General features: G+C 68.5%; 25 protein-coding genes. 19 read left to right on the top strand and 6 right to left on the bottom strand.

What is annotated here, in order from left to right:
* The first annotated feature begins 35 nt into the window (after positions 1-35).
* From BLT19_RS14405 to dapF, 13 genes are all read left to right on the top strand, one after another.
* Positions 36-2,714, top strand: coding sequence for a DNA translocase FtsK (locus BLT19_RS14405; protein ID WP_091491604.1), 2,679 nt, complete (start codon positions 36-38; stop codon positions 2,712-2,714).
* Positions 2,714-3,286 carry a CDP-diacylglycerol--glycerol-3-phosphate 3-phosphatidyltransferase gene (gene pgsA, locus BLT19_RS14400; protein ID WP_091491603.1) on the top strand — a complete coding sequence of 191 codons (573 nt, stop codon included), beginning with the start codon at positions 2,714-2,716 and terminating at the stop codon, positions 3,284-3,286. The genes BLT19_RS14405 and pgsA overlap by 1 nt, the downstream gene beginning before the upstream one ends.
* Positions 3,283-3,780 (top strand): CinA family protein, encoded by a 498-nt coding sequence (locus tag BLT19_RS14395; RefSeq protein WP_197672972.1) that lies wholly within the window; start codon positions 3,283-3,285, stop codon positions 3,778-3,780. Before pgsA ends, BLT19_RS14395 begins: the two co-directional genes overlap by 4 nt.
* Positions 3,781-3,931: 151 nt before the next feature.
* Complete coding sequence (locus BLT19_RS14390) at positions 3,932-4,240, top strand: helix-turn-helix domain-containing protein (protein ID WP_091491600.1); 309 nt, start codon at positions 3,932-3,934, stop codon at positions 4,238-4,240.
* 21 nt (positions 4,241-4,261) lie between these two features.
* Complete coding sequence (locus BLT19_RS14385) at positions 4,262-4,486, top strand: DUF3046 domain-containing protein (protein WP_091491598.1); 225 nt, start codon at positions 4,262-4,264, stop codon at positions 4,484-4,486.
* Between the two features lie 225 nt (positions 4,487-4,711).
* Positions 4,712-5,761, top strand: coding sequence for a recombinase RecA (gene recA / locus BLT19_RS14380; RefSeq protein ID WP_091491596.1), 1,050 nt, complete (start codon positions 4,712-4,714; stop codon positions 5,759-5,761).
* Positions 5,762-5,763: 2 nt separating this feature from the next.
* A complete protein-coding gene (locus tag BLT19_RS14375) occupies positions 5,764-6,477 on the top strand; it encodes a regulatory protein RecX (RefSeq protein ID WP_091491594.1) in 714 nt (237 codons plus the stop codon).
* Between the two features lie 72 nt (positions 6,478-6,549).
* Positions 6,550-7,491: an ABC transporter ATP-binding protein gene (locus BLT19_RS14370; RefSeq protein ID WP_091491591.1), complete on the top strand. Its 942-nt coding sequence runs from the start codon at positions 6,550-6,552 to the stop codon at positions 7,489-7,491.
* Positions 7,488-8,366 carry an ABC transporter permease gene (locus BLT19_RS14365; protein ID WP_091491588.1) on the top strand — a complete coding sequence of 293 codons (879 nt, stop codon included), beginning with the start codon at positions 7,488-7,490 and terminating at the stop codon, positions 8,364-8,366. Before BLT19_RS14370 ends, BLT19_RS14365 begins: the two co-directional genes overlap by 4 nt.
* 57 nt (positions 8,367-8,423) lie before the next feature.
* Positions 8,424-9,977: a tRNA (N6-isopentenyl adenosine(37)-C2)-methylthiotransferase MiaB gene (gene miaB / locus BLT19_RS14360; protein WP_091491585.1), complete on the top strand. Its 1,554-nt coding sequence runs from the start codon at positions 8,424-8,426 to the stop codon at positions 9,975-9,977.
* Entirely contained in the window at positions 9,974-10,903 is a 930-nt protein-coding gene (gene miaA, locus BLT19_RS14355) for a tRNA (adenosine(37)-N6)-dimethylallyltransferase MiaA (RefSeq protein ID WP_091491582.1), read from the top strand. Before miaB ends, miaA begins: the two co-directional genes overlap by 4 nt.
* Positions 10,900-11,319, top strand: a complete 420-nt coding sequence (locus tag BLT19_RS14350; RefSeq protein WP_091491579.1) for a GNAT family acetyltransferase — start codon at positions 10,900-10,902, stop codon at positions 11,317-11,319. Before miaA ends, BLT19_RS14350 begins: the two co-directional genes overlap by 4 nt.
* Positions 11,320-11,343: 24 nt before the next feature.
* Entirely contained in the window at positions 11,344-12,216 is an 873-nt protein-coding gene (dapF, locus tag BLT19_RS14345) for a diaminopimelate epimerase (RefSeq protein ID WP_091491577.1), read from the top strand.
* Positions 12,217-12,243: 27 nt separating this feature from the next.
* Here the strand turns inward: dapF and BLT19_RS14340 are convergent, their stop codons facing one another.
* A complete protein-coding gene (locus BLT19_RS14340) occupies positions 12,244-12,885 on the bottom strand; it encodes a class I SAM-dependent methyltransferase (protein ID WP_091491576.1) in 642 nt (213 codons plus the stop codon).
* Between the two features lie 106 nt (positions 12,886-12,991).
* Here BLT19_RS14340 and hflX point away from each other — a divergent pair, with 106 nt between their 5' ends.
* The gene (gene hflX / locus BLT19_RS14335) at positions 12,992-14,509 is read left to right on the top strand and encodes a GTPase HflX (RefSeq protein WP_091491575.1); all 1,518 of its coding nucleotides are present in this window, start codon (positions 12,992-12,994) and stop codon (positions 14,507-14,509) included.
* On the opposite strand, the gene BLT19_RS14330 is transcribed toward hflX, so the two are convergent.
* From BLT19_RS14330 to BLT19_RS14320, 3 genes are read right to left on the bottom strand one after another with little or no spacing between them, the layout of a single operon-like run.
* The gene (locus tag BLT19_RS14330; RefSeq protein WP_091491572.1) at positions 14,502-16,418 is read right to left on the bottom strand and encodes a dipeptidyl-peptidase 5; all 1,917 of its coding nucleotides are present in this window, start codon (positions 16,416-16,418) and stop codon (positions 14,502-14,504) included. The two genes, hflX and BLT19_RS14330, sit on opposite strands and share 8 nt — an antisense overlap.
* A 22-nt stretch (positions 16,419-16,440) precedes the next feature.
* Positions 16,441-17,499 (bottom strand): methionine synthase, encoded by a 1,059-nt coding sequence (locus tag BLT19_RS14325; RefSeq protein ID WP_091491570.1) that lies wholly within the window; start codon positions 17,497-17,499, stop codon positions 16,441-16,443.
* On the bottom strand, positions 17,496-18,488 hold the full coding sequence (locus BLT19_RS14320) for a DUF1852 domain-containing protein (protein WP_091491567.1): 993 nt from the start codon (positions 18,486-18,488) through the stop codon (positions 17,496-17,498). Before BLT19_RS14320 ends, BLT19_RS14325 begins: the two co-directional genes overlap by 4 nt.
* Before the next feature lie 124 nt (positions 18,489-18,612).
* Here BLT19_RS14320 and BLT19_RS14315 point away from each other — a divergent pair, with 124 nt between their 5' ends.
* Positions 18,613-19,554, top strand: a complete 942-nt coding sequence (locus BLT19_RS14315; RefSeq protein ID WP_091491565.1) for a LysR family transcriptional regulator — start codon at positions 18,613-18,615, stop codon at positions 19,552-19,554.
* Here BLT19_RS14315 and BLT19_RS14310 read toward each other — a convergent pair whose 3' ends face one another.
* Both BLT19_RS14310 and lexA read right to left on the bottom strand, forming a co-directional pair.
* A complete protein-coding gene (locus BLT19_RS14310; protein ID WP_091491562.1) occupies positions 19,555-20,958 on the bottom strand; it encodes a hypothetical protein in 1,404 nt (467 codons plus the stop codon).
* A 92-nt stretch (positions 20,959-21,050) separates the two neighbouring features.
* Positions 21,051-21,731, bottom strand: coding sequence for a transcriptional repressor LexA (gene lexA / locus BLT19_RS14305; protein ID WP_091491559.1), 681 nt, complete (start codon positions 21,729-21,731; stop codon positions 21,051-21,053).
* Between the two features lie 259 nt (positions 21,732-21,990).
* Here lexA and BLT19_RS14300 point away from each other — a divergent pair, with 259 nt between their 5' ends.
* Genes BLT19_RS14300 through hisH form a run of 4 tightly spaced genes read left to right on the top strand, consistent with a single transcriptional unit; the run spans position 21,991 to position 24,805 of the window.
* Entirely contained in the window at positions 21,991-22,350 is a 360-nt protein-coding gene (locus BLT19_RS14300; RefSeq protein ID WP_091491557.1) for a LysM peptidoglycan-binding domain-containing protein, read from the top strand.
* Between the two features lie 45 nt (positions 22,351-22,395).
* Complete coding sequence (locus BLT19_RS14295) at positions 22,396-23,490, top strand: histidinol-phosphate transaminase (protein WP_172825638.1); 1,095 nt, start codon at positions 22,396-22,398, stop codon at positions 23,488-23,490.
* On the top strand, positions 23,487-24,101 hold the full coding sequence (gene hisB, locus BLT19_RS14290) for an imidazoleglycerol-phosphate dehydratase HisB (RefSeq protein WP_091491554.1): 615 nt from the start codon (positions 23,487-23,489) through the stop codon (positions 24,099-24,101). Before BLT19_RS14295 ends, hisB begins: the two co-directional genes overlap by 4 nt.
* 11 nt (positions 24,102-24,112) lie before the next feature.
* Positions 24,113-24,805, top strand: a complete 693-nt coding sequence (gene hisH, locus BLT19_RS14285) for an imidazole glycerol phosphate synthase subunit HisH (protein ID WP_091494081.1) — start codon at positions 24,113-24,115, stop codon at positions 24,803-24,805.
* Positions 24,806-24,817: the final 12 nt, after the last annotated feature.

Below are 24,817 nucleotides of genomic sequence, written 5' to 3'. Positions count from 1 at the left end.
GGTGCATTCGGCGCGATCCGACGTAGCGTAAAGGCATGGCCAGGAGCTCAAGCCCGACCAAGAATGGTCGCGCGCCCGCGAACGCGTCATCTTCGCGCGCCAAGAAGCCCGCCCCCACCCCGAAGCGATACGTCGGCGAGGACGAGAAGCCGCCCCTGATCGTGCGGGCCTGGATGGGGCTGGCCCACGGCACCGGCGGGCTCTTCCGGGCCTTCGGTCCCGAGACGCTCGAGAAGGACCAGCGTCGTGACGGGCTGCCGTTCCTGATCGTGCTGCTGGCGATCGCCGGCGCGGTCAATGAGTGGTTCTTCATCGGCAACGAGGTCGCGCAGAACATCAGCGCGTACACCGCCGGCGGCCTCGTCGGCCGCGTGGCATTCGTGCTGCCCGTCCTCCTGCTGCTGCTGGCCGGATGGCTCTTCCGCCACCCGGCATCGGTCCACGACAACGGACGCATCGGGATCGGCTTCACCCTGTTCATCCTGGCCATCGCGGGATACTGCCACATCGGCGGCGGTCGGCCGCAGCCGAACGAGGGGCTTCCCGCGCTCAGCGATGCCGGGGGCGTCTTCGGCTGGATGATCGGCGAACCGCTCGCGCTGCTGATCACCGACGTCGGCGCGGGCGTGGTGCTGGGCCTGCTGAGCATCCTGAGCGTCCTGATCCTGACCAAGACGCCCCCGAACCGCATCGGCCGTCGCCTCGGCGACCTGTACGCGTGGATGTTCGACGCCGAGCGACCGCAGCGGCCGGAGCCCGCCGCCGGGGCGGATGACACCGATGACGCGGACGCCGATCCGTCACTGCCCTGGTGGCGACGGAACAAGACCGGCCGTGAGAAGGACGTCGACGACGGCATCGGCTCGCAGGATCTCACCGAGCTGCTCACGCCGGGCTCCTCCCATGGCGGGTTCGAACAGGCCATCGAGCCGCTTCAGCCCGTCCCCCCGCGACCCGCGCCGCCGGTGCCCGTCGCGCCCAGCCCCGACGCGCTCACCGAGGTCTTCGATCCGCAGTTGCTCGCCGGGCGACCGGGTGGCAGGTCGGACACGGGACTCCGCGACGATGACACCGGACCCGTGGATGACGGCGTGCTGCCGGGTCTGTCCGGGCTCGGCGGCGACGGTGCTCGCAGCACACCGAGCACGCCGTATCGTCTGCCGTCGGTGAATGCGCTCGCCGCAGGCACACCGCACAAGGCCCGCTCGGAGGCCAACGACAGCGTCGTGGCGGCGATCACGAGCGTGCTGCAGCAGTTCCAGGTCGACGCCCGCGTCACCGGCTTCTCCCGCGGCCCGACGGTCACGCAGTACGAGATCGAGGTCGGCCACGGTGTCAAGGTCGAGCGCATCACCGCTTTGACCAACAACATCGCCTATGCCGTGGCATCCAACGAAGTGCGCATCCTCGCCCCCATCCCGGGAAAGAGCGCGATCGGCGTCGAGATCCCGAATGCAGACCGTGAGATCGTCACGCTCGGCGATGTGCTGCGCTCGCCCGCTGCGCAGGCCGCGACGCACCCGATGACCATCGGCGTCGGCAAGGACGTCGGCGGCGGCTACGTCATCGCCAACCTCGCGAAGATGCCGCACCTGCTGGTGGCGGGCTCGACCGGCTCGGGCAAGTCCAGCTTCGTGAACTCCATGATCACGAGCCTGCTCATGCAGGCCAAGCCCGCCGATGTGCGGATGGTCCTGATCGACCCGAAGCGCGTCGAGCTGACTTCCTACGCGGGCGTGCCGCACCTGATCACTCCCATCATCACGAACCCCAAGAAGGCGGCGGAAGCGCTGCAGTGGGTCGTGAAGGAGATGGACATGCGGTACGACGACCTCGCGTCGTTCGGCTATCGCCACATCGACGACTTCAACCGCGCGGTCGTCGCGGGCGAGGTCGTCCTGCCCCCCGGCAGTGAACGGGTGCTCAAGCCCTACCCCTACCTCCTGGTCGTCGTCGACGAGCTCGCCGACCTCATGATGGTCGCACCGCGCGACGTCGAGGACTCGATCGTGCGCATCACGCAGCTCGCGCGAGCCAGCGGCATCCACCTGGTTCTTGCCACCCAGCGACCGAGCGTCGACGTCGTCACCGGCCTGATCAAGGCCAACGTCCCCTCGCGGCTCGCGTTCGCCGTGACGAGCGTCACCGACTCGCGGGTCATCCTCGACCAGCCCGGCGCCGACCGCCTGATCGGCCAGGGTGACGGCCTGTTCCTGCCGATGGGCACCTCCAAGGCGATCCGCGTCCAGGGCGCATGGGTCAGCGAGGAGGAGATCGAGCGCGTCGTCAAGCACGTCACCGCCCAGGCGCGTCCCGAGTACCGCGAGGTCGCCGTCGCCGCCGAGAAGAAGGAAGTCGACGCCGACATCGGCGATGACCTCGAACTGCTGCTGGCGGCGGCCGAGCAGATCGTCTCGACGCAGTTCGGCTCGACCTCCATGCTCCAGCGGAAGCTGCGCGTCGGCTTCGCGAAGGCCGGCCGCCTGATGGATCTCCTCGAGTCGCGCGAGATCGTCGGGCCCTCCGAGGGCTCGAAGGCACGCGATGTGCTGGTCACCGTCGAGCAGCTTCCCGATGTGCTCGCGCGTCTGCGCGGCGGCGATGCACCCGCGGCGGCACCGGACCCGATCGACCAGCAGTTCGAGGGATATCCCGTCGTGGAGGCCGATGACGCGCCCGATGAGGACGCCTGGGGCCTGACGGGGCGCGACTGATGGCGGTTCCGCGGCAGCTGCCCAACACGATCACGATCGTGCGCATCCTGTGCGCGCCGGTCTTCCTGTGGATGCTGCTGGCCGACGGCGGGGCCGACGGCGCACTGCGATGGTGGGCCGCCGTGCTCTTCATCGTCGCGATCGCGACGGACGGCATCGACGGCTGGATCGCCCGGAGGTACGAGATCGTCACCGAGCTCGGCAAGCTGCTCGATCCGATCGCGGACAAGGTGCTCACCGGCTTCGCCTTCATCGGCCTGTCGATCCTCGGCGAGCTGCCCTGGTGGATCACGATCATCGTCCTGATCCGCGAGGTCGGCATCACGGTCCACCGGCTGGTGGTGGCAAGCGATCACGTGGTGGCGGCCGCCTGGATGGGAAAGCTCAAGACGCTCGCCCAGGCCGTCGCGCTGTCGCTGGCGCTGCTGCCGCTGTGGACGCTGGTCGGCGACTGGATCTTCTGGGTCAACGGCGTGACGATGACGATCGCTGTGGCGCTGACGATCGCGAGCGGCATCGACTACGTGATCACCGAGGTGCGCGGAGCGCGCCGGGCGAAGCCGGCGCAGTGACGGATGCCGCCGACACCGCAGCCCGCACCCTGCTGGCGCTGCTGTCCGAGCGGGGCGAGACGCTCGCCGTAGCCGAGTCTCTCACCGGTGGCCAGGTGCTCTCGACGCTGGTGGCCGTGCCCGGGGCTTCGGCCGTCCTGCGCGGCGGTGTGGTGGCGTACGCGACCGCACTGAAGCAGAGCGTGCTCGGGGTGGATGCCGAGCTGCTGGCGTTGCACGGAGCGGTGCATCCGGATGTCGCGCGCCAGATGGCGGACGGCGTGCGCGTGCTCGCCGGCGCCGACGTCGGGATCGCCACGACCGGCGTCGCCGGTCCTGAACCACAGGACGGAAGAGCGGTGGGCACTGTCTTCATCGGCATCTCGGCGGGGTCGGTCGTGCACGTCGAAGCGCTCTGTCTTCGCGGCTCGCGCGGCGAGATCCGCACCGAATCGACCCGGCGCGCCCTCGAGTCGGCGCTCGCGGTCGTCGCGGACGAGTCGTCGCGACGGTGATCCTCAGGGGCCGGAATAGGCGGTGTTTCGTGTCGGTTACATTCGGCGATTCCCACCCATTCCCCAGCCCACGGGATTAGATTGACCACATCCGGTGTTGTACTGTTATCCACCCCGGACAAGCGGAATCAGAAGTGAGGAGGGGGCCCACATGATCCTGGTACGTCAAGAAATCGGCGAAGTCCTTCGTGACTTCCGGCAGCAGAAGGGCCGCACCCTCCGACAGGTCGCCAGCCGCGCGAGCGTCGCGCTGGGGTACCTGAGCGAGGTCGAACGCGGTCAGAAGGAGGCCTCGAGCGAGATCCTCGCATCGGTGGCCGAGGCGCTCGATGTGCCCATTTCGACGATCATGCGCGAGGTCGGCGACCGCATCTCGGTGCTCGAGGGCATCCAGACCTTCCCCGATGTCGTTCCCGACGACCTGATGGCGTCGGTCGACGCCGAGCTCTCGCTTCGCTGACGCGCCCTCGTCTCTGGATCCATGCGTCGCAGTGAGCTCGAACGCGCCATCTCGGACGAGTTCGGCGCGCGCGCGGAGTCGCTGACGGTCGACCTGGTGTTGTCGTCGCTCGGTGAGCGGACGGTCGCGCAGGCGATGGATGCGGGCATCGCGCCGCGCGAGATCTGGCTCGCGCTGTGCGCGGCGACGGACGTGCCCGAAGACCGGCGCTACGGCGTCGGACGGCTCGAATCGAAGCGCCGGTGAGCGGCGTGTCATCGAACGTGCGTTCGATTCCCGCATAGGCTCCTGCACAGAGGTGTCGACAGCCTGTCTGTCCACGGGAACGGGAGAAGCACCGGCCGATGTCGGAGCCCATCCCTAGCGTGAACAGCGTCGAACGACACCACACGCCTTGTCGCAGTGTCCCCACCATCCGGCGCGGAGCGCGACAGCCTACAGGCGACGGAACGCGAGTATAAGGAGCACGTCATGCCCTCACCCGAGAACCGCGAGAAGGCCCTCGAATCGGCCCTCGCCCAGATCGACCGGCAGTTCGGAAAGGGCTCGGTGATGCGACTGGGCAGCGACGAGCGCGCGCCCGTCGAGGTCATTCCGACGGGCTCCATCGCGCTGGATGTCGCCCTCGGCATCGGCGGTCTGCCGCGCGGTCGTATCGTCGAGATCTACGGTCCGGAATCCTCCGGTAAGACCACGCTCACCCTCCACGCGATCGCCAACGCCCAGAAGCAGGGTGGTATCGCCGCGTTCATCGACGCCGAGCACGCGCTCGACCCCGACTACGCCGCCAAGCTCGGCGTCGACATCGACCAGCTCCTCGTCTCGCAGCCCGACACCGGGGAGCAGGCCCTCGAGATCGCCGACATGCTCATCCGCTCGGGCTCGATCGATCTGATCGTCATCGACTCGGTCGCAGCGCTGGTGCCCAAGGCCGAGATCGAGGGCGAGATGGGTGATTCGCACGTCGGCCTGCAGGCCCGCCTCATGTCGCAGGCGCTGCGCAAGCTCACCGGTGGCCTGAACACCACCAACACGACGATGATCTTCATCAACCAGCTGCGCGAGAAGATCGGCGTGTTCTTCGGCTCACCCGAGACCACCGCCGGCGGCAAGGCACTGAAGTTCTACGCCTCGGTGCGTTTGGACATCCGCCGCATCGAGACGATGAAGGACGGTACCGACGCGGTCGGAAACCGCACCCGGGTCAAGGTCGTCAAGAACAAGATGGCGCCGCCGTTCAAGCAGGCCGAGTTCGACATCCTGTACGGCACCGGCATCTCGCGCGAGGGCAGCCTGATCGACTTCGGCGTCGAGCATGAGATCGTCAAGAAGTCCGGCTCCTGGTACACCTACGACGGGGAGCAGCTGGGACAGGGGAAGGAGAACGCCCGCGCCTTCCTGATCAAGAACACCGACGTCGCGGCCGAGATCGAATCGAAGATCAAATCGAAGCTCGGCATCGGCGCACCGAAGCTGGCTGCGATCGAGGGCGACGAGCTCGCCGCGAAGCGGCCGGCATAACGATGCCGCCTCGTGAGGACGACGGGGGCGGGCGCGACTCGGGTCTCGCCCCCGTCATCCCCCTCTTCGGCGGCGCAGCCCCCGTAGAGCCCGCGGTTGTTGCGCCGGCGTGGAACGCCACATGGGCAGACGACGCGGGCGGCGATGACGCCCACGACGGCGTCGATGCAGCCGACGAGGCGGGCGCCGAAGACGGCGCCGCGGTCGAGCGCGAGATCGCAGAACGCCATCTGCTGCGGAAGCTGCGAACCCGGTCGCTTTCGATCCGTGAGGCGCGCGTCGTCGTCTCGGATCGCGCTCTCACCCCGGATGACGTCGAGGCGGTGCTCGAGGACTTCGTCCGACGCGGGTACCTGGATGACAAGGCTCTGGCCGAGCAGCTCGTCCACTCCGGTGTCGACCGGAAGGGTCAGGGTCGTCAGGTGATCGCGCAGACGCTCGCGAAACGCGGCGTCCCGCGTGATGTCGCCGATGCCGTGATCGCGGAACTCCCCGACGACGACGCCGAACGGGCGCTCGAATTCGCGCGGACGAAAGCGCGGTCGATGGCCGGTCTCGATTCCGAGACGGCTCTGCGTCGCCTGGCGGGTCAACTCGCGCGACGGGGGTACGGCGGCTCCACCGCGTTCACCGCCGCGCGCGCGGCACTCGGGGAGGTGTCGCGCGGGTCGGGCGGACGCGCGCCGGCGTCGAAGGTCACGTTCCGGGACAGTTGAACTCCTTCCGCCCAAGCGCGTCTGGAGGCCGAACGTCGTGACAGACTCTGTGAACCGAGCACACGGAGTTCTATGGCGATCGACGTCGAGGGTCTGACCAAGCGCTACCGCGCCGTGACGGCCGTCGACGACCTCAGTTTCAGCGTGCCGGACGGTGTCGCGTTCGCTTTCCTGGGCGCTAACGGCGCCGGCAAGTCCACCACGATCAACTGCCTGACCACCGTGCTGCCGTTCGACGCGGGGTCCGTGCGCGTCGCCGGGCATGACGTGATCCGGGACGGCGAGCGCGTGCGCGGACGCATCGGCGTCGTCTTCCAGGACTCGGTCCTCGACCCGATGCTGACGGTCCGCGAGAACCTGAGGCTGCGTGCCACGATCGCGCGGGTGTCGAGGAAGCGCGCCGACACCCGTATCGCAGAGCTCGCGGAGATGATCTCGCTCGGCGCTTTCCTGGACCGGCGATACGGCAAGCTCTCCGGTGGGCAGCGTCGGCGGGTCGACATCGCCCGCGCGCTGGTCCACGAGCCGGACATCATCTTCCTCGACGAGCCCACCGCGGGCCTGGATCCCGCGAGCCGGGCCGTGGTGTGGAGCACCATCCACGGCCTGCGCGAGCAGACGGGACTCACCGTCTTCCTGACCACCCACTACATGGAGGAGACCGAAGAGGTCGACCGGGTGTGCATCATCGATCGAGGACGAATCGTCGCAGATGGAACGCCGGCCGATCTGCGCGCCGCCCACAGCACCAGCGTGCTCACCATCACCTCAGCGGACCCCGCTGCTCTGCTCCGCCTCGCTCAGCGGCTCGGCGGCTCCGCCCGCACCGCCGGTGAGCAGGTCGTCATCGACGTGGGTGACGCCGAGCTCGCCCGCCTGATCCTCGCGGAGCATGGCACCCTCGTCCGGGACTTCGAGTTCCGTCACGGCCGCATGGACGATGTGTTCCTGGCACTCACCGGCAGATCGGGTGAGGATGCCACCGCGGCAGAAGGCGAGCGGGTGGGGCCGTGAACGTGGTCGGGTCGATCGTCCGCCGCAATCTGCGGCTGTTCTTCCGCGACCGGATGAACGTCTTCTTCTCGTTGCTGGGCGCCATCATCCTGTTCGTCCTCTACACGCTGTTCCTCGCCCGACTCCAGATCGACGGCCTCTCCGACACGTTCCCGGACGCGACGGAGGCGCAGATCCGTGCGTTCGTGGACACCTGGATGTTCGCCGGCATCGTGATGCTCTCCACGATCACCACGGGGCTGGGTGCGCTGGCCACTCTCGTCGACGACGGCGAGAGCGGTCGGTTCCGCGACTTCCTGGTCTCTCCGATCGCGCGCTGGCAGCTCGTGCTGGGCTACCTCACGGCTGCCGTCATCGTCGCCGTCGTGATGTCGATGATCGTCCTGGTGATCAGCATCCTGTATCTGGGGATCGTCGACGGCACCTGGCTGAGTGCGACCACGATCGTGCAGATCGCCGGGATCACCGTGCTGTGCTGTGCGGGCTTCACGGCGCTCTCGGCGCTGGTGGTGTCGTTCATCCGCACCAACGCGGCCTTCTCCGGGTTCGCCACCGTGATCGGGACCGTTCTCGGATTCGTGGCCGGCGCGTACATCCCGGTGGGATCCCTCCCCGTCGCGGTGGCCAGCACGATCAACGCCCTGCCGTTCGCGCAGGGCGCGATGCTGCTGCGCCGCGAGTTCACCGCCGGAACCCTCGCCGAGATGGTCGGCACGAACGCCGACGCGGCGCAGGCGATCCGCGAGTTCTACGGCATCGACGCGTATATCGGCGACCTCATCGTTCCGGCGAGCATCGCATTCGGCGTCCTGCTCGCGATGGCGGTCGGTTTCACCCTTCTCTCGGCGGGACGCATCCGCGCGCGGATCCGCTGATCCGCGGCGTCCGCGCTCAGCCGGTCATCGAGCGGCGGCTCGTAGAATGGCGTCATCATGACCACCACCCCCTCCGCCGCGCCGACGCTCATCGCACCGTCTCCGGCCGCCCGCACCGCCGACGGTCGCGTACGCACGTATGAAGTGCGCACCTTCGGCTGCCAGATGAACGTCCACGATTCCGAGCGGCTCTCCGGATCGCTGGAGAGCGCGGGCTACGTGCCGGCCGCTGCGGACCAGGACGCCGATGTCATCGTCATCAACACCTGCGCGGTGCGCGACAACGCCGCCGGCAAGCTCTACGGCACCCTGGGGCACCTGAAGTCCCGCAAGGACGTCCACGACGGCATGCAGATCGCCGTCGGCGGCTGCATGGCGCAGATGGACAAGCAGGCGGTACTGGACAAGGCGCCGTGGGTGGACGTCGTCTTCGGCACCCACAACATGGGCTCGCTTCCGAGCATGCTCGAGCGTGCACGCCACAACGGCGAGGCGGAGCTGGAGATCCTCGAGGCGCTGGAGATCTTTCCTTCCACGCTTCCGACGAAACGGGACGCGGTCTACAGCGGATGGGTGTCGATCTCGGTCGGTTGCAACAACACCTGCACGTTCTGCATCGTGCCGAGCCTGCGCGGCAAGGAGAAGGACCGCCGACCGGGCGACATCCTCAACGAGATCCGGCTGCTGGTGGACGACGGCGCGATCGAGGTGACGCTGCTCGGACAGAACGTGAATTCCTACGGCGTCGAGTTCGGCGATCGTCAGGCCTTCGGCAAGCTGCTGCGGGCGGCGGGTGAGATCGACGGACTGGAGCGCATCCGCTTCACCAGTCCGCACCCGGCTGCCTTCACCGACGATGTCATCGACGCGATGGCCGAGACCCCCGCCGTCATGCCGCAGCTGCACATGCCGCTGCAGTCCGGCAGCGACCGGATCCTGAAGGCGATGCGCCGTTCGTACCGGAGCGAGCGATTCCTCGGCATTCTGGACCGCGTTCGCGCTCGCATCCCGAACGCCGCGATCACCACCGACATCATCGTCGGATTCCCCGGCGAGACCGAGGAGGACTTCGAGGACACGATGCGCGTCGTCGAGCAGGCACGGTTCGCGAGCGCCTTCACCTTCCAGTACTCCGTGCGCGAGGGAACCCCGGCGGCCACCATGGGCGACCAGGTGCCCAAGGCGGTCGTGCAGGAGCGCTACAACCGCCTCATCGCGCTCCAGGAGCGCATCTCCTTGGCGGAGAACCAGGCACAGGTGGGTCGTGAGGTGCAACTGCTCGTCTCGATGGGTGAAGGCAAGAAGGATGCCGCCACCCACCGACTCACCGGCCGTGCCGAAGACAACCGGCTGGTGCATTTCGAGCTTCCGGCGGAGTCGGGCCGTCCGCGTCCCGGGGACGTGGTGACGGTCACGATCACCCACGCGGCGCCGTTCCACCTCCTCGCGGACGACCCGACCGGCGCGCCGCTGCGCATCCGTCGCACCCGCGCGGGCGACGCGTGGGAGCGATCGCTGGCCGACTCGTGCGCCGTGCCGGCTCCGGCAGGCGAGGCGGGCGCGCCGCGCGCGGTGTCGCTGGGACTTCCCAGCCTGCGCGTCGGAGTGTGAGCTCGCCACGACAGACCGGTCCGCGACTGTTCGCGGTGATCGGGGCCACCGGCACCGGCAAGACCGACTTCGCGCTCGACCTCGCTCAAGCCCTTGTCAGGCGCGGAGAGCGAGCCGAGATCGTCAACGCCGACGCGATGCAGTTCTATCGCGGCATGGACATCGGGACGGCCAAGCTGCCTGCGGCTGAGCGGCGCGGCATCCCGCACCATCTGCTCGACGAACTGGAGGCGAGCCAGGACGCCACGGTCGCCTGGTACCAGCCCGTCGCTCGCGCCGCGATCACCGACATCCTGAGCCGGGGAGCGCACGCGATCCTGGTCGGCGGATCCGGGCTGTACGTCTCGAGCGTGCTGTACGACTTCCGGTTCCCGCCGCGCGACACCGCAGTGCGGAAGCGGCTGGAGGCCGAGCTCGAACAGGTCGGCCCCGGCGTCCTCTACGAGCGACTTCGGAACGCCGATCCCGCCACGGCAGCACGTGTCGATCCTCGCAACGGGCGGCGCGTCGTGCGTGCCCTGGAGATCCTCGAGATGGGCGAGGCGACCCACGGCGCCGCCCTTCCCGACGAGCCGGTTCTCTGGCGGGAGGCGACCATCATCGGTCTCGCCGTGGACCGCGCGGATCTCATCCCACGGCTCGACGCGCGAGTGGAGCGGATGTGGGCGGACGGGCTCGTCGCGGAAGTGGACGACCTGCGCACGAATGGGGGCGCGCTCGGGGCGACCGCGCGACGCGCAATCGGTTACGCCCAGGCGCTCGCTCAGCTGGAAGGGCAGCTCACCGAGGCGGAGGCCGTCGCGCAGACGCAGGCGCTCACCCGACGGTACGCGCGTCGTCAGGTGTCGTGGTTCCGTCGCTATCCGGACGTGATCTGGGTGGCCGGTGAGCACGAGGACGCGATCCATCGGATACTGGGTACGTGACCAGCATCCGTGCCTTCGCCCTCCGCGACACCGAATCCGTCATCGCCCTGTGGCAGTCCACCGGCCTCACCCGCTCGTGGAACAACCCGCATCTGGACATCCAGCGCAAGCTCACCGTTCAGCCCGAGCTGTTCCTGGTGGCCGTGGACGCGGATGACATCGTCGGCACCGTGATGGCCGGGTACGACGGTCACCGCGGATGGCTGTACTACCTGGCATCCGATCCCGCCCGACGCGGACAGGGGATCGGGCGCATGCTCGTGACGGCGGCAGAGAATGCGCTGCTGGAGCTCGGATGCCCGAAGGTGCAGCTGATGGTCCGGCCCGACAACGAGGACGTGCTCGGCTTCTACGACAGCCTCGGCTACGAACGCTTCCAGACCACCGCGACCGGCAAGCGGCTGATCTCGGACTGATCTGCTGGCCTCTAGGCTGGATGCATGCCGCAGACCATCGCCTTCACGAAGGGTCACGGCACCGGCAACGACTTCGTCGTGATCGCCGACCCCGATGGGGAGCTCGACCTTTCGGACGACCAGATCGCCGTGCTGTGCGACCGCCGGTTCGGCATCGGTGCCGACGGTGTGCTCCGGGTGGTGCGCTCGGCCGCGATCGGCGAGGGGGTCACAGCCGCCGCCGGCGCCGAATGGTTCATGGACTACCGCAATGCCGACGGGTCGAAGGCCGAGATGTGCGGCAACGGCATCCGTGTCTTCGCGAGGTATCTGACCGAGACCGGTCTGGCGGTTCTCGAGACGGACGGCTCACTCCCGATCGGCACGCGCGCCGGGATCAAGACCCTCACCCGTGACGCGCGCGGTTTCGAGGTCGACCTGGGCTCGTGGCTGGTCGAACCGGACGACGTGCTCGTCCGTGCGCGCGGACTCGAGGTGCCGCGCCCGGGGCTCGGCATCGACGTCGGCAACCCGCACGTGGTGGTCGCCCTGTCGGGCACTGACGAGCTCGACGGGCTCGACCTCGCGGTGCGTCCGCAGATGCACCCCGAACCTGCGGCGGGCGCCAACATCGAGTTCGTCGTGCCCCGCGATCCGCTGGTGCTGGACGGCGTCGGCGGCATCCGCATGCGCGTGTTCGAGCGCGGTGTGGGCGAGACGCTCAGCTGCGGGACGGGTGTCGCCGCGGCGGCGCTGGCGGTGCGGCACTGGGCTGGCCCCGCCGCGCCGGACTCCTGGACGGTCGACGTTCCGGGCGGAACGCTCGGCGTCCGCGTCCAGCGCGTGGGGGACGAGCCGCATGTGCTGCTGTCCGGCCCGGCGACGCTCGTCTACTCCGGCGAGGTCGCGCTGGCCTGACCGCTCCGGCGCACACCGGTCGCGTGCTCAGAGCGTGGCGACCGGCTCGGTCGGCGGAGAACCGTGCTTGCGGACCTTCAGCACGCGGAACCCGCGGCCGGTCGCAGCCCGATGCACGCTGTAGCCGTGCGGGAACGATGCAGCGAGCCAGCGCTGCAGCGAGTCCGACCCGAGATTGCGCTGGACGACCAGCCAGGCGTCGCTTCGCTCGCCCAGCCGCGGAATCCACCGCTCGAGCAATCCGTGCAGTTCGTGCTTGCCGACGCGGATGGGCGGGTTCGAGCGGATCGTGCGGAACGTGATGTCGTCGGGAACATCATCGGGCAGCGCGGCGTTGACATTGGTGAGGCCGAGCGCATCGCTGTTGCGCCGCACGAGGTCCAGCGCACGTTCGTTCACATCCACCGCCCAGACGGTGGCATGCGGAGCGGCGGTCGCCAATGACAACGCGATCGGGCCCCAGCCCGATCCCAGATCGAGCAGATGCCCGCCAGGCGGCGGCGGGGGAGTGTTGGCCAGCAGGACTGCCGTTCCCGAGTCGATGTGGTCGGGGCTGAACACGCCGCCGGCCGTCGTCACCTCGACATCGCGACCGCTGAGTGACACGCGGATGCGGCGCAGATTCTCCGGACTTGCCGGCGACGCACTGAAGTAGTGGTCGCTCCCCATGGGAGCGAGCGTAGCGGAGGAGCGCTTCGGCGGGGGAGGCTAGAGTTTACGGATGCTTCGCCGGGGCGCGTGAAACCCCCTGACGAAGCTCGAAGCAAAGGAAGACATGACCGACACCACCACACCGATCAGCACCGACGAGACACCGGTCGACCCGGTGGACCGGGTGCTCTCGCGCGCCGACGCGCACTCCGGTGTGCGCGTGTTCGGCGCGGCCCAGGCGCTCCAGGACGAGGCCACCGCCTTCGGCGGGTCCACGGACGGCGAGCAGTGGGACCGCGAAGAGCGGGCCGCGTTGCGCCGTGTTCCCGGGCTGTCCACCGAACTCGAGGACGTCACCGAGGTCGAGTACCGGCAGCTGCGCCTCGAGAACGTGATCCTCGTCGGCGTGCACCCCCAGGGCGAGCAGTCCGACGCCGAGAACTCGCTGCGTGAACTCGCAGCGCTCGCCGAGACGGCGGGCGCTGTCGTCCTGGACGGCGTGCTGCAGCGGCGCCCGCACCCGGACCCGGCGACCTACCTCGGTCGCGGAAAGGCGCAGGAGCTCAAGGACCTCGTCGCGGCGCTCGGCGCCGACACCGTGATCGCCGACACCGAGCTGGCGCCCAGCCAGCGGCGCGCCCTCGAAGACGTGGTCAAGGTCAAGGTCATCGACCGGACCACCGTGATCCTGGACATCTTCAGCCAGCACGCCAAGAGTCGCGAGGGCAAGGCGCAGGTCGAGCTTGCGCAGCTCGAGTACCTCCTGCCGCGCCTGCGTGGCTGGGGCGACTCGATGAGCCGCCAGGCCGGTGGCCAGGTCGGCGCCGGCGGGGCCGGAATGGGTTCGCGCGGTCCCGGTGAGACCAAGATCGAGCTCGATCGCCGGCGCATCCGCACGAAGATGGCGATCCTGCGTCGCCAGATCCGCGATTTCGCACCCGCGCGCGACGCCAAGCGCGCCGAGCGCAAGCGGAACACGATCCCCTCCGTTGCGATCGCCGGCTACACCAACGCCGGCAAGTCGAGCCTGCTCAACCGCCTCACCAGCGCGGGCGTGCTCGTCGAGAACGCGCTGTTCGCAACGCTGGATGCCACGGTGCGCCGTGCCGAGGCATCCGATGGTCGCATCTATACGCTCACCGACACGGTCGGATTCGTCCGCAACCTGCCCCACCAGCTCGTCGAGGCGTTCCGCTCGACTCTCGAAGAGGTCGGCGACTCGGACGTCATCCTGCACGTCGTGGACGCCGCGCACCCGGATCCCGCGTCCCAGCTGCAGACCGTTCGCGATGTGATCGGCGATGTCGGTGCGCGCGACATCACCGAGATCGTCGTGTTCAACAAGGCCGACCTGGTCGACGAGGACACGCGGATGGTGCTGCGCGGACTCGAGCCCAGGGCGCTGTTCGCCTCGTCACGCACCGGCGAGGGCATCGAAGAGCTCCGCTCGGCGCTGGAGGCGGCGCTGCCTCTTCCGGCGGTCGAGGTGCACGCCGTGGTGCCGTACGACCGCGGCGACCTCGTCTCGGCCGTGCACGAGACCGGGCACATCATCTCCGAGGCGCATGAAGAGGACGGCACCGCGTTGCACGCCCACGTGTCCGAGCGTCTCGCTGCCGAGCTGGCGCCGTTCGTCAGCTGAGGTCGATGGGGGCGACTCCCGGCGTCGGGAAGCCGAACACCGCACCGAGGAAGGCCAGCTCGCTCTCCAGCGCGTGCACGATGTTCTCCGCTCGTCGGAAACCGTGCCCCTCGCCGGCGTAGACGATGTAGGCGTGCGGGATGCCGCGATCGACCAGCGCGTCGCGGATCGCCTCGGACTGCGCGGGAGGCACCACCGGATCGTCTGCGCCCTGCAGCAGCAGCAGCGGCACGCGGAAGCGCTCCGGGTGTGTCAAGGGGGATCGCTCGCGATACAGCGCCTCCGCCTCTGGGAGCGGTCCGATGAGACCGTCGAGGTAGTGCGCCTCGAAGTCGTGCGTGTCCGCCGCCAGCGCGCGGGCGTCGCCCACGCCGTACCGCGAGATGCCGGCGGCGAAGACGTCGGTGTTCGCAAGCGCCGCCAGCACGGTCCAGCCGCCCGCAGAACCGCCGGCGACGGTCATCCGCGCCGGATCGGCAAGACCTTCGGCGGCGATCCCGGCGGCGGCGGCGGCGACGTCTTCGACGTCGACGATGCCCCACTGACCGCGAAGACGCTCGCGGTAGGCCCGGCCGTACCCGCTGGATCCGCCGTAATTGACATCGAGGACGCCGATGCCGCGGCTGGTGAAGTAGGCGATCCGAGCGGATGCCGCGCCGCCGCGATGCGTCGTCGGCCCCCCGTGCACGTACACGAGGTAGGGCGGAAGCTCGCCGTGCGGCGGGTGGGCCGTCGGGTTGGTCGGGGGGAAGTCGAACGCGTGAACCGGTCCGCGAGGGCCGTCCACGACGACGGGGCGGGCGGAGGGCAACCACTCCGGCCCCCAGGGCGATGTGCCCCCACGGACGGTCCGAACGTCGGCGGCACCGGCCAGGTCGATCTCCCAGAGCCCCGCAGGCGCGTCTGCGGGCGCGCCTGAGATGAGCACCCGAGAGCCCGAGGCATCCTCGATGAGCAGTTCCGACACGGGAGGCACGGGCAGCACGTGAGCGCCTTGCGCGTCCAGACGCACCAGGGCGTCGTCGCCCTGGGTGCGCACGGCGACGATCGTGTCGTCCTCCAGCAGCGCGAACCAGCGTGATCCGAGCACCCAGACCGGACCGCCGGTGTCCGCCTGGGCGGGCGCGATCGGCTCCGCGGGCGCGATCGGCTTCGCGTCGGCATCGACGCGCCGTCGCCAGAGATTCCATCGTCCGCTGACATCGTCGGCGAACACGAGGCTGCTCGCGTCGGCCCACACCGGCTGCACCGGCGAGGATCCCGCGCCCGCGATCACTTCCCACTCCGACACCGTGCCGTCGTGAATCCGGCCCACGCGAAGCTCAGAACGATCCCAAGGCATGTCGGGATGGTTCCACGCGATCCATGCCAGCATCGTCCCGTCGGGCGAGAGGGCGGGATGGGCGAGGAAGTCGCTGCCTCCGACCAGCGAGGTGATGCCGGCGCCGTCCAGCGCGATCGAGACGATGTCCCGCAGCGGCGTCGTGCCCTCGGCGTCCGTCTCGCGGATCGCGAGGACCCGGCCGTACTGTGCGCTCAAGCCACCGAACCGCATCCGGCCATCGCCCGGCGTCAGGGGAGTCGGCGTCCTGTCAGGGGAGAGGCTCCAGATGCGCTGATCGGTCTTCTCGACGAACAGCAGGTCGCCCGCATCGGTCGCCGTCCACGATCCGCCGCCGTACTCGTTCACGCGGGACCGCGCGCTCCATGGGTTCGGCAGCACCTCATGAACGGTGCCGTCAGCCGCGCACCGGCGCACTGTGGTGCGGCCGCCCTCGTCGGGGACGCCCTCGCCCCACCAGATCTCGTCGCCGACGTAGCGCGCGCCGTCGATGCGCGGCGAAGCGGCCGAGACCTCCGCAGCCGTCAACGGTGAAGGCCAGGAGCCGAAGGGAATGGAGTCGGTCATGACTCCACCGTAGATCGCGGTGTCAGGTCCTCGCTGTGGCGATCTCCGTGCGAAGGATCTCCGCGCCCGCGCTGAGTGCGCTCAGCTTGCCCAGCGCGACCTCCCTGGACAGCGGCGCCATCCCGCAGTTCGTACTCGGGACGAGCTTGTCCGCGTCGACGAACTGCAGGGCGTTGCGGAGCGTGTCCGCGACTTCCTCCGGGGTCTCGATCTCGTCGCTGGCCACATCGATCGCCCCGAGCATCACCTTCTTGCCACGGATGAGTTCGATCAGCTCGAGGGGGACATGAGAATGATGGGACTCCAGCGAGACGATGTCGATGCTCGATCGCTGCAGGAGCGGAAACGTCTTCTCGTACTGCCGCCACTCCGACCCGAGGGTCGCCTTCCAGTCGGTATTGGCTTTGATGCCGTAGCCGTAGCAGATGTGCACGACGGTCTCGGCGCGCAGTCCTTCGGCCGCTCTCTCCAACGCGGCCACGCCCCAGTCCTGCACCTCATCGAAGAAGACGTTGAACGCGGGCTCGTCGAACTGGATGATGTCCACCCCGGCCGCCTCGAGCTCTCTCGCCTCCTGGTTGAGGATCGTCGCGAACTCCCACGCGAGCTTCTCGCGACTTCTGTAGTGGCGGTCCGAAAGCGTGTCGATCATCGTCATGGGTCCGGGCAGCGCCCACTTGATCGGCTGATCGGTCTGCTGGCGCAGGAATCTCGCATCCTCGACGAACACGGACTTCTCGCGGCTCACGGCCCCGACCACGGTCGGCACGCTCGCGTCGTATCGATCTCGGATCCGAATGGTCTCGCGCTGGTCGAAATCGACGCCGGTGAGGTGCTCGATGAACGTCGTGACGAAGTGCTGGCGGGACTGCTCACCGTCGCTGACGATGTCGATGCCGCGGCGGCCCTGCTCCTGGACGGCGATTCGCAATGCGTCCTGCTTGCCCTCGATCAGCGCATCGCCCTGCAGCTTCCACGGAGACCAGAGGGTTTCCGGCTCTGCGAGCCATGACGGCTTCGGCAGGCTGCCGACGATGGCGGTCGGCAGGAGGGTGACGGTCGACGATCCTGCGCGGGTCATCCGACGAGGACCGGGTACTCGGCGGCCCACCGCTGCAGCAGCTCACCGTGCGGCTTCACGAAGTGCTCCTCCGTGTACTTGCCCTGCTTCGCTGCGAGCTGATTGCGCTCGACGCGGTCGTAGGCGATCTGCGTGCGCGAGAAGTCCTGCTGCTCGAGGCTCGGCCGGTAGATGCTCGCGGCCGCGGAATTCGCGTTGTAGATCTCCGGGCGATAGATCTTCTGGAACGTCTCCATGGTGCTGATCGTGCCGATGAGCTGCAGGTTGGTGTAATCGCCGAGCAGATCGCCGCGGAAATAGAAGGCGAGCGGCGCCAGGCTGCCCGGCGGCATGAAGTACCGAACCTGCAACCCCATCTTGCCGAAGTACTCATCGGTCAGGGAATAGTCGTCCTGCTGATACTCGACGCCGAGGATCGGGTGGTGGTTCGCGGTGCGACGATACTCCTTGCTCGTCGAGACGCTGATGCAGATCACGGGCGACGTCGAGAACCGCTCCCGGTAGGCGCCAGAGTCAAGGAAGTGCTGAAACAGCTTGCCGTGCAGACTGCCGAAGTCATCGGGCACGGTGAACGTTCCTGCTGCCTCGGTGGCCGCGGGGAGCAGCACGCTGAAGTCGAAATCGCGGAGGTACGACGAGAAGTTGTTCCCCACGATCCCGTGGTGACGTGTCTCGGTCCGCTGGTCGAGGACCTGGATGTCGAGCACCTCGAGCAGCGGGAACTCCTGGTCCTCGCCGCCCGCGGCGAACTGCAGTTCGACCGTGACGATCTCCAGCTCGACGCTGTACCGGTCCCGGTTCGGGTTGTCCCAGTGCGCGAGGCCGTTGAATCGGTTGTCGATCATCGTCAGCGCGTTGCGAAGATTCTCCCGGCGGTGTTCGCCTCGGGCCAGATTGGCGAAGTTCGTGGTGATGCGGGAACTGTCCGACGGCGAGTAGTCCTCGTCGAAGGGTGTGGTGGTGATGCTGAACGTGAAATCGTTCGCCATGAGCGGCCTATCCGAGAGTCGGTCGGCCGGGCTCGGCCTTGCGGAATGCAGTAGAACCATCGTGCCGGGATCGGATGATCATCAACAAACTCGGGCCGACTATGCATCGCTATAGGCTCAGCCTATGGGCAGGCGACCGAGCGCGATCACACTCCAGCAGCTCCACTACTTCATCGAGGTCGCTGCCGAGGGCTCCATCAGCGCCGCCGCCGACCTGCTCTACGTCGCGCAGCCGACCATGTCCGCGGCGATGAAGGACCTCGAGGTGCGGGTGGGCCGTGCCCTCCTCGTCCGCTCTGCGCGGGGGGTGACGCTCACGGACGAGGGTGCGGAGTTCCTCGGGTATGCCAGGCAGGTCACCGAGCAGGTCGCGCTCCTCGAGCAGCGTTACCTCGGCCGGCCGCCGTCACGCCGCCTTCTCGGCGTCTCGGCACAGCACTACTCGTTCGTCGTCGACGCGTTCGTCCGGATGGTCAGAGGCAGTGAGGCCGCCGAGTACGAGTTCTCCCTGCGTGAGACGCGCACCTGGGACATCATCGAGGATGTCCGGACGCTTCGCAGCGAGATCGGCATCCTCTACCGGAACGACTTCAACAGGAACGTCATCGACAAACTGCTCCGCGACTTCGGGCTCGCGTTCCGCCCGCTCTTCCTCGCCGAGCCGCACATCTTCATCTCCCGGAAGAACCCGCTCGCCTCTCGGGATCGCGTCACGCTCGCCGATCTCGCCGACCTGCCGCGGTTCACCTTCGACCAGGGAGCGAACAACTCGTTCTACTTCGCCGAGGAGATCCTCTCGACCCTCTCGAGCAGGCGGGAGATCCGGGTCTCCGACCGCGCCACCATCTTCAACCTCATGATCGGCCTCGACGGCTACACGATCTCGACGGGCATCATCAGCGACGACCTGGACCCGGAGATCGTCGCCATCCCGCTCGAGGCCGACGAACGCATCGAGATCGGCTGGATCGGCCACTCGGGGATCCCGCTCACCCAGCAGGCGCAGCGGTACCTCGACGAGCTCCGGGCCGTCGTGGCGGAGTTCGGCGTGGAGCTGCTCGGCTAGCTATCCCTTCGAGATCTGCGGACCGGATGCCACGGTCTGCTCGGTCTCGGCATCGACGACGATTCCCACGTCCTCCTCGGAGACGGCCTCGTCCTCGCGGATCTGCAGCACTTCGAGGATCCATCCGACCAGCAGTGCGACGACGAGCACGAGCGCGACGTCGCCGATGGACAGCGGACGCAGGGCGAACAGCCACACCACCGCCGCCACGCCGATGAGCACGCGCACCAGCAGTCGATGCCGGCCGAGCCAGGCGCCGAACGCACCCGTGTCCAGTCCGCGCGAGCGCAGCTGCGTTCGCGCCGATGCGTTCAGACCGTCGGTGGCGGTGCGGATGCCGCGTGCCGGGCGAGAGCGCCCTATCAGCCATCCGATGACGGCGACGACGATCCCCAGGACGAGCAGGACGAGCGCCGTCTGCGTCATCGCACCGACGATCTGCCCGTAGATGACCTCCAGCGCTGCGGGCGACAGATCGAGATTCCCCGCGACGACGCCGATCGCCGCCGAGCCGATCGTGGTCGAGGTCGCCAACAGCGCGGCGCCGATCGCCAGACCGAGGCCGGCGCCGAGGACCGCGCTGCTGCGTCGCCGCGCGATGAGGATGCCGAGCCCGAACAGCGCCAGCGTGATCACCGGCAACCACCAGCCCATCGTCGCGGCGACCGCGTAGCCGGTGCGGATCATCGCGAGGTTCTCACCCTCGCCGATGATGACGACGCGGTCGACAGTCGGGATCAGCTGGGCGACGCCGAGTCCCCGATCGGTGAGATTCTGCTTGACGCGCTCGACGATCGCGCCCACTTGGATTCCCACCCCGTCGGGCGTGCGCACGATCAGCCCGCCGCCGTCCGAGGTCGCGGCGGCGGTGAGCGCGCGGTGGGCCGCCCGCGTGGTCGTGGCCCACACGTCGGAGAAGGCGTCGGAGACCACAACCCGCGTGACGGTTCCCTCCACGAGGTTCTGGAGGCCGTTCGCGGCCGGCGCCTCGAGCAGGGTCAGCGCGTCCGCCGCTCGCGGCGGCAGGCCCAGGTCTGCGATGCCGTCGAACACGTTCGAGGTCAGCTGCTGGAAATCAACCTGCTCGGTGATCGCGCTCATCGCCTCGTCGACGATCATGCCCTGCACTGCCGGGTCGTCCACCAGCGGGGCCATGGTGCTCACGAAGGCGTCCTCGTCGACCAGCTCGACGCGCGCCCACGCGGCGACGATGGAGACCGGCACCAGGACCGTGGCGATCACGATCACCACGGCGGACAGGAGCGACCGCCACCACCCGCGACGTGACGTCGGAACCGCCTTCGCCTCGACCGGCGCCTGGACACCGGTGGTTCTCAACGCCTCATTCTCGGCGCGCAGCGCAGCAAGCTCAGCCCGCAGCCCGTCGGTGTCGGTGTCGGCCATGACGCATCCCCTTCGAACGGATGATCCTCATCATGGCCCAGAGGGCGTTCCCGCATCCCACCCCGATCGGGTGATCTTGCGGGTGACCGTTCTCAGACGGCTCGCAGCACCGCCACGACTTTGCCGAGCACCACGGCGTCGTCGCCGAGGATCGGTTCGAACGCCGAGTTGCGGGGGAGCAGCCAGGTGTGACCGTCGCGCTGACGGAAGGTCTTGACCGTCGCCTCCTCGTCGAGCATGGCCGCGACGATGTCGCCGTTCTCCGCGGTCTGCTGCTGGCGCACGACCACCCAGTCGCCGTCGCAGATGGCCGCATCGATCATCGACTCGCCGGACACCTTCAGCATGAACAGGTCGCCCTTGCCCACAAGTTGGCGCGGAAGCGGGAAGATCTCCTCCACGTGCTGCTCGGCGGTGATCGGCACGCCCGCGGCGATGCGGCCGACCAGAGGCACCATCGCCGCGTCCCCGACTGCCGGAGCGCTGTCCGCCGGGTTCTCCGTCGACGTGCCGGGAAGGTCGATCAGCACCTCCATCGCGCGGGTCTTGCCGGGATCGCGGCGCAGGTACCCGCTCAGCTCGAGCTGGTTGAGCTGATGGGTGACGCTGGAGAGCGACTTGAGGTCCACGGCGTCGCCGATCTCGCGCATGCTCGGCGGATAGCCGTGCCGGGCGATGGAGCGCTGGATGACTTCGAGGATGGCCAGCTGCTTGTCGCTGAGGCTCTTGCGCCGACGCGTCTGCGGCTTGTCCCGACCGGTCGTGTCGGTCATGGTGCCGGCTCCTATCCGCCCTCGCATGGGCATCGGTCTTCGAATGTCGGAGGCCCGTGATGTGGTGTTCCTATCGAAACCGTATCCGGTTTCGGTCGGTGTTCCCGGGAGTCCGCGCGCGTGTCGCCTTCGAAACATCCGCTCCGAAACCCTCGGTTGACAACCGAGAATATCGAATATAGCTTCGGAAGAGAGATTCGCATCCGCCGCTCCCGGCCGAGCGAAGGATGCGAATCTCTCCCCGCACAAGGAGGACGACATGACCGCCATCACGACCGACGCGTTCACCCGCTCGCCGTCGACTCGTCTGCGTCTGACCATTCGTGGGCGTCGTACGCTGGCGACCCTCGCCGCCCTCCCCGCCGTCATCGCGCTCGGCATCGCCGTCGTCAGCGGCGGCGCCGCGCTGGCATCTCGCGACGAGGCCGCGCCCGCCGGTCAGTTCAGCTCAGTCGTGGTCGGTGCCGGCGATTCGCTCTGGTCGATCGCCGAGGACGTGGCTCCCGCTGCCGACCCGCGCGACGTCGTCGACGCGATCGTCCGCCTGAATGCACTGCAGGGCGCCGAGATCTCGGCCGGCCAGGTACTGGCCGTTCCCGGCGAGTACGCCACCCCGTAGCAGCGCGGCGGCCGTTGAGACGAGGCGCCGCGCCCGCCGTCTACCATGGGGGAGGTGAGTGCGAGCCTCGACGACCTGCCCATCCGTGACGATCTTCGGGGGATGACGCCCTATGGCGCCCCGCAGGCGATGCTGCCGATCACGCTGAATGTCAACGAGAACACTCACCCGGTTCCCCAAGAGGTCGCAGACGACATCCTCGACGCAGTTGCGCTCGCCCTGCGGGATGTCAACCGCTACCCGGATCGTGAGTTCACCGCCCTTCGCGAGGGATTCGCCGAGTACCTCGGCTACGGCTTGACCCGCGATCAGCTCTGGGCTGCCAACGGCTCCAACGAGGTGCTGCAGCATGTGCTGCAGGCCTTCGGCGGACCGGGGCGCTCGGCGTTCGGCTTTTCGCCGACCTACTCGATGTATCCCTTGCTCGCGCGCGCCACCGGCGCGAGCTGGATCGCCGGCCACCGGGACCAGGACTTCAGCGTCGACGCCGACAGCGCAGCCGCGCAAGTCGAAGCAGCCGATCCCGATGTCGTGTTCCTGTGCGCGCCGAACAATCCCACCGGAACCCCGATGTCCATCGACGTGATCGAAGCCGTCTACGACGCGGCATCCGGCATCGTCGTCGTCGACGAGGCGTACCAGGAGTTCGCGCCGCGCGATGAGGGATCTGCCCTCATGCTGCTGCCGGGACGGGAACGCCTGGTCGTGTCTCGAACCATGAGCAAGGCCTTCGCTTTCGCCGGAGCGCGCGTGGGGTACCTCGCCGCCGACCCGGCAGTCATCGACGCGCTGCGCCTCGTGCGCCTCCCGTACCACCTGAGCGCGCTCACCCAGGCGGCCGCGACCGCGGCGCTGACCCACGCCGACACCATGCTCCGGATGGTCGATGAGATCGTCGCGCAGCGCGATCGCATCTCCGCCACGGTGGAAGCACTCGGGTACGACGCGTACGAGTCCTGGACGAATTTCGTGCTGTTCGGCGGGGTCGAGGACTCGGCTCGGACCTGGCAGGCCCTGTACGACGCGGGTGTCCTCATCCGCGATGTCGGAATACCGCACCACTTGCGCGTGACCGCGGGCACGGAGGCTGAGACGACCGCCTTCCTGGACGCGCTCGCGTCGATAGGATCGGGCTCATGACCCGCTCCGACGCCGCCCGCACCGCCTCGCTGCGTCGCTCCACGAGCGAGTCCACGGTGGAACTCGAACTCGACCTCGACGGCACCGGTCGCAGTCACATCGACACCACCGTCCCGTTCTTCGATCACCTGCTGACCGCGTTCGCCAAGCATTCGCTCACCGACCTCACCGTTCGGGCATCCGGTGACACGGAGATCGACGCGCACCACACCGTGGAGGATGTCGCGATCGTGCTCGGGCAGGCGATCCGCGAGGCGCTCGGCGACAAGGCCGGGATCTCGCGGTACGGCGATGCCCTCGTCCCGCTGGACGAGGCGCTTGCGCAGGCGGTGGTCGACATCAGCGGGCGTCCGTACCTCGTGCACGGCGGCGAGCCCGCCGGATACGAGTTCCACCTCATCGGCGGACACTTCACCGGCTCCCTCGTGCGCCACACATTCGAGGCGATCTCCTTCCACGCGGGGATGACGGTCCACGTGACCGTTCTCGCCGGGCGCGACCCGCACCACATCGCCGAGGCCGAGTACAAGGCGTTCGCACGCGCGTTCCGGCAGGCGAAGGCTCTGGATGCGCTGGTGGAGGGCGTGCCGAGTACGAAGGGCGCGCTGTGACGCACGCCGACATCGACGACGGCACCACCCCCGACACCAATGCCGGCTTCGAAACCGGCGACCGGCCGCTCGTCGCCGTCCTGGACTACGGGTCCGGCAACGTCCACTCCGCGGTGAAGGCGCTCATCGCCGCCGGCGCGGATGCCAGGCTCACTTCTGATCGAGGACTCGTCGCCGACGCCGACGGGCTCGTCGTTCCGGGGGTCGGCGCCTTCCGGGCGGTCATGGACGCGTTGCGCGAGAGCCGCGGAGACCAGCTCATCGAGCGGCGGCTGGCGGGCGGCCGGCCGGTGCTGGGGATCTGCGTGGGCATGCAGGTGCTCTTCGAGCGCGGGGTGGAACGCGGCGTGGACACCGAGGGGCTCGGGGAATGGCCGGGCGTCGTGACCGAACTGGATGCCCCGGTGCTGCCGCACATGGGATGGGACACCGTCTCTGCTCCGCCGGAGTCGCGTCTGTTCCGCGGACTGGAGGCGGAGCGCTTCTACTTCGTGCACTCGTTCGCCGCGCAGAACTGGCTGCTGGACGTGCAGCCGCCGTTTCCCGACGCGCAGCTGACCTGGTGCGACTACGGCGGCCCGTTCTTGGCGGCCGTGGAGAACGGCCCGCTCTCGGCGACGCAGTTCCACCCGGAGAAGTCCGGGGATGCCGGCATCCGGCTGCTGTCCAATTGGATCGGCGGGCTCGGTCGGGCTAACCTCTGAACTCGTGCCATC

It is taken from the genome of Microbacterium pygmaeum (assembly GCF_900100885.1).
GTDB classification, from domain to species: Bacteria; Actinomycetota; Actinomycetes; order Actinomycetales; family Microbacteriaceae; genus Microbacterium; species Microbacterium pygmaeum.
This window is presented reverse-complemented; position numbering and strand designations above follow the sequence as displayed.

Bases quoted from the DNA above. Each gene is read 5' to 3' on its own strand.
- lexA (WP_091491559.1), bottom strand. From the start codon at position 21,731: ATGACCGACACGACCGGTCGGGACAAGCCGCAGACGCGTCGGCGCAAG.
- BLT19_RS14320 (WP_091491567.1), bottom strand. From the start codon at position 18,488: ATGGCGAACGATTTCACGTTCAGCATCACCACCACACCCTTCGACGAG.
- hflX (WP_091491575.1), top strand. From the start codon at position 12,992: ATGACCGACACCACCACACCGATCAGCACCGACGAGACACCGGTCGAC.
- BLT19_RS14375 (WP_091491594.1), top strand. From the start codon at position 5,764: ATGCCGCCTCGTGAGGACGACGGGGGCGGGCGCGACTCGGGTCTCGCC.
- BLT19_RS14330 (WP_091491572.1), bottom strand. From the start codon at position 16,418: ATGACCGACTCCATTCCCTTCGGCTCCTGGCCTTCACCGTTGACGGCT.
- BLT19_RS14315 (WP_091491565.1), top strand. From the start codon at position 18,613: ATGGGCAGGCGACCGAGCGCGATCACACTCCAGCAGCTCCACTACTTC.
- BLT19_RS14405 (WP_091491604.1), top strand. From the start codon at position 36: ATGGCCAGGAGCTCAAGCCCGACCAAGAATGGTCGCGCGCCCGCGAAC.
- miaB (WP_091491585.1), top strand. From the start codon at position 8,424: ATGACCACCACCCCCTCCGCCGCGCCGACGCTCATCGCACCGTCTCCG.
- BLT19_RS14300 (WP_091491557.1), top strand. From the start codon at position 21,991: ATGACCGCCATCACGACCGACGCGTTCACCCGCTCGCCGTCGACTCGT.
- BLT19_RS14325 (WP_091491570.1), bottom strand. From the start codon at position 17,499: ATGACCCGCGCAGGATCGTCGACCGTCACCCTCCTGCCGACCGCCATC.
- recA (WP_091491596.1), top strand. From the start codon at position 4,712: ATGCCCTCACCCGAGAACCGCGAGAAGGCCCTCGAATCGGCCCTCGCC.
- hisB (WP_091491554.1), top strand. From the start codon at position 23,487: ATGACCCGCTCCGACGCCGCCCGCACCGCCTCGCTGCGTCGCTCCACG.
- BLT19_RS14385 (WP_091491598.1), top strand. From the start codon at position 4,262: ATGCGTCGCAGTGAGCTCGAACGCGCCATCTCGGACGAGTTCGGCGCG.
- BLT19_RS14370 (WP_091491591.1), top strand. From the start codon at position 6,550: ATGGCGATCGACGTCGAGGGTCTGACCAAGCGCTACCGCGCCGTGACG.
- BLT19_RS14295 (WP_172825638.1), top strand. From the start codon at position 22,396: ATGGGGGAGGTGAGTGCGAGCCTCGACGACCTGCCCATCCGTGACGAT.
- BLT19_RS14390 (WP_091491600.1), top strand. From the start codon at position 3,932: ATGATCCTGGTACGTCAAGAAATCGGCGAAGTCCTTCGTGACTTCCGG.
- BLT19_RS14310 (WP_091491562.1), bottom strand. From the start codon at position 20,958: ATGGCCGACACCGACACCGACGGGCTGCGGGCTGAGCTTGCTGCGCTG.
- pgsA (WP_091491603.1), top strand. From the start codon at position 2,714: ATGGCGGTTCCGCGGCAGCTGCCCAACACGATCACGATCGTGCGCATC.
- dapF (WP_091491577.1), top strand. From the start codon at position 11,344: ATGCCGCAGACCATCGCCTTCACGAAGGGTCACGGCACCGGCAACGAC.
- BLT19_RS14340 (WP_091491576.1), bottom strand. From the start codon at position 12,885: ATGGGGAGCGACCACTACTTCAGTGCGTCGCCGGCAAGTCCGGAGAAT.